This window comes from Aliivibrio sp. SR45-2, from assembly GCF_963890165.1.
GTDB classification, from domain to species: Bacteria; Pseudomonadota; Gammaproteobacteria; order Enterobacterales; family Vibrionaceae; genus Aliivibrio; species Aliivibrio salmonicida.
In genome coordinates, this window is record NZ_CAWPRC010000021.1 from 1 (window position 1) to 2,717 (window position 2,717).

A 2,717-nucleotide genomic window follows, 5' to 3' on the forward strand; every position below is an offset into this window, starting at 1 on the left:
GTTAGACTTGTTCAATATTAAGTACAACTCAACAAAGAGGTAATTATGCGTATAGTTTCTTTTACTGAAGCTCGAAATGGTCTTAAATCTGTTCTTGATGGCGTAGTTAATGATGCTGACTGCACAGTTATCACTCGTCGAGATTCTGAAGATGCCGTTGTGATGTCTATGGATTATTATAATAGCTTAATGGAAACGATTTATTTATCTCGTTCTCCAGCTAATGCAGCTCATCTAAATAAATCAATTGCTCAATACAATGCCGGTCAAGCTACGGAAAGAGGCTTACTTGAATGAGTCGAATGTTAGCTTGGACTGACGATGCTTGGGATGATTACTTGTATTGGCAAGGTCAGGATAAGAACACGCTGAAACGCATCAATAAATTAATTACTGATGCGAAGCGTTCTCCCTTCGAAGGTATTGGTAAACCTGAGCCATTGAAAGAAAATTTGGCAGGTTTTTGGTCACGTAGAATTGATGACACCAACCGATTAGTTTATGCAGTTAATGATGCACATTTGACAATAATTTCCTGTCGCTATCATTATTAATTTGAAGCGCAGTTAACAATCGCATCAACACGATTTACTACACTCGGCAATCTCAGTTTGCCGGGTGTTTCTCGTTTTAAGGCGTCAATATCAAGTATATTTGCATAGTAGTAAACGTGTTATGCAGGCGTTATAAGCACCGATTTATTAAGGTTATTTGAGTCAGAGGTAAAGGTTTGAAATTTTCTACGCGTTCAGCGAAAGATAGTGATTTTGAGTTCTTATTTGAACTTAAAAAGGCGGCTGAATTTGAGCCAATTAAAGCTGTGTTTGGTTGGGACGATAAAATCCAACGTGAAATGCATCAAGATGAATGGGATGAAGAAAAGCCAACCATCATTGAAATGTCAGGTGAAGCAATAGGTAGCTATTTGCTTCAAAATAAAGGCGACCATTTCTATTTTTGCCGTTTCTTTTTACTGCCAAATTTTCACGGGAAAGGAATAGGAAGTCAGGTTTTAAGTCAATGTTTAGAGTTTGCTGATAGCGAAAATAAACCAGTGAAATTGTGTTATTTGCAAGGCAATCGGGTAGGCGGTTTATATCGTAAATTTGGTTTCCAAGTAACATCAGAAAATGCTCAATTTATTCATATGAACCGTGTGAGAATGTGCTTATAACAAATGCATCAACACGATTTGCTACACTCGGCGTTGTCAGTTTGCCTTTAGTTTCAGTGATTAAGGCGTTAAAATTCAGGTAAGTCTGTATCGTAGCAAACGTGTTATGCAGGCGTTGTGCGTACTGAGTCCGAAATTTTTTGCACGGTTTATCAATAGGATCGCGGCTTTCGTAGTTTCGGCTTAGTAAGCGTAAATTTCTTCTTTGTTTCCTTTTGGTTTTTGTATCATCAAGTTCGGCAAATTAACCCTTATTTCCCTAAGTTCAGGCGTTTCAGAGGCTAATTTACGCTTCAATTGTTCTTTGGTTATGCCTCATTTTAGTTTGCATCCGTGTTTTCCTCGCAGCATTTTCAATCCCAATTGTGGTTAGGATATTTGGTTTATAAGTTCCAAACTAGCTGAAACCAAGCCGTTCAAATGGTGTAAGAAATGCATTGGTTTTCAATTCACTTTATCTCGCAATTTAAGAACATTTTGTTCGCTTAATTACTATTGGTAAATTAGAATTAGGGCTTAGAAAATCTTGGCAGGGCAGTTCTTTACCAATCTAGCCAAGCCGAAAGTAAGCACGCACAACAATCGCATCAACACGATTTATTACATTCGGCGTTCTGGGTTTACCTTTAGTTTTGTGATTAAGGCGGTTAATTTAGGTTGGTTTGCATAGTAATAAACGTGTTATGCCAGCGTTATGCCCTTTTTTGAAATTCATAGCTTATGGAGATTTAAAGTGAGTTTAATTTTTGCCAAGAGAGATGAAAGTGGCAATGTTTGTATCGTTAGTGATACTAAGCTAAATTACGAAATAGACCGAAAGCTTCCTAGTTATTCTAGTTATCAAAAAAATGGTGGTTTAAAGCTGTTTGTTGTTAATCATGGGAAAGTGGCTATTTCATTTGCTGGATGTAGTGCTGAAGCACAAGATACTTTTGACCGGATAGACTTGGATAATTGGAATCTATCAAATGCATTAGAAATATTAAAAGAAAGCAGTGCCTTTGGCACTACTGATTATTTATTATGTAATGCTGTAAATAATGTCATTTATAAAATATCTGACGGAGTAGTAGCTCAACCAGATTATGCGTATATTGGTGATTTTGATGGATACCAAGTTTTAACTAAAAATATTAAACAATCTTCAGGACTTCATGACCTGGATATTGCTATGAATAAAGTAATTTCTGATTCTAATGTAAAGACGGTAGGTGGTTTTTGTATTGCTGCATTATCAGACAATGGCTTATTTCGGTATACCAGTAAACATTCTTTTTCACAATTTAAAGGCCATATTAAGCTATCAAACGTTCCAACTACGATTCCTATACTTTCAAACCCAGTAAATGATACCTATTCATACGGATGGACAGGTAGTCAATATGGTTTCGCTCTATATTTTTATGAGGCAAAGCTGGGGTTAATATACCTACCATTAAAAATTAATCCAGTTGAAGTTTGTAGTGAAGTAAATTTAGACTTCTTTGATCAAATTTTGATGAAGTATAATTTGAAAATGCCATTACGTATAGATACTAAATCA

General features: G+C 36.0%; 3 protein-coding genes and 1 pseudogene. All 4 read left to right on the top strand.

Annotated features, from left to right (window positions below):
* Window positions 1-45 precede the first annotated feature (45 nt).
* Window positions 46-297: a type II toxin-antitoxin system Phd/YefM family antitoxin gene (locus AACV33_RS00850; protein ID WP_065611806.1), complete on the top strand. Its 252-nt coding sequence runs from the start codon at window positions 46-48 to the stop codon at window positions 295-297.
* On the top strand, window positions 294-554 hold the full coding sequence (locus tag AACV33_RS00855) for a Txe/YoeB family addiction module toxin (RefSeq protein WP_182700670.1): 261 nt from the start codon (window positions 294-296) through the stop codon (window positions 552-554). The genes AACV33_RS00850 and AACV33_RS00855 overlap by 4 nt, the downstream gene beginning before the upstream one ends.
* A gap of 176 nt (window positions 555-730) precedes the next feature.
* Window positions 731-1,174 (top strand): GNAT family N-acetyltransferase, encoded by a 444-nt coding sequence (locus AACV33_RS00860; RefSeq protein ID WP_182700671.1) that lies wholly within the window; start codon window positions 731-733, stop codon window positions 1,172-1,174.
* Between the two features lie 733 nt (window positions 1,175-1,907).
* Window positions 1,908-2,717, top strand: a pseudogene (locus AACV33_RS00865) (hypothetical protein); the annotation flags it as partial.